Raw genomic sequence first — 604 nt, forward strand, 5'->3', positions numbered from 1 at the left:
TTTGGTGACCTCGATATAATCTGCATTGCTCAGTTTATCTATTTGCACACTCAGGTTACCAGCAGTGGCGTTTGTCTTTTCTTTCATGTACACAAAGTCAGCTGACTCAACGCTCATCAGTAGAGACATTACCGCAAGTCTGAGTTGCGAATGTAGCAGAGGGTCAAGGTCGCTAAACTGCTTATTCATCAGCGTTTTTTAATAAATATCCGGGAATCAAATATCCAGTGATTAAACCTACTGCCATGATGATAGGAGAGTATTGAATACCTATCCACAGTGCCACAGGTGTTAATATCCAGAAGGTAGAACCTCCAATAATTAAGGGCCTAAACTTGAGGATCAATCCGGTTATGAATGTAGCGAAACCGGCAAAAAGCATTATTAAAGCAGCAACCTGATAGTTAAAATGCATACCACCTCCAATGATAATAACAATGCTGATGGCAAACCCTATCCAAGTCCACAGGATGAGTCTGCCTCCATAGGTCGGGGTTCTTTTCTCGCTGTTTCTGTGATTTTTAAAACTGTAAAGCATAGTGACAATCCATCCGGGAATACCAATTAGCCATATCATATGCGGTGATGAGAAATCGGTAAACTC

The 604-nt window shown here is 41.2% G+C and carries 2 protein-coding genes; both read right to left on the reverse strand.

Annotated elements, in window-relative coordinates; translation table 11 throughout:
• Positions 1-189: transcriptional regulator (locus tag E1140_RS00090; RefSeq protein ID WP_185153310.1), on the reverse strand; the 189-nt coding region annotated here is incomplete at its 3' end.
• On the reverse strand, positions 182-604 hold a 423-nt coding region (locus E1140_RS00095), incomplete at its 5' end, for a hypothetical protein (protein WP_221412585.1). The genes E1140_RS00090 and E1140_RS00095, both read right to left, overlap by 8 nt.

The sequence above is a fragment of the Fulvivirga lutimaris genome (assembly GCF_009711525.1).
In the GTDB taxonomy this organism is placed as follows: Bacteria; Bacteroidota; Bacteroidia; order Cytophagales; family Cyclobacteriaceae; genus Fulvivirga; species Fulvivirga lutimaris.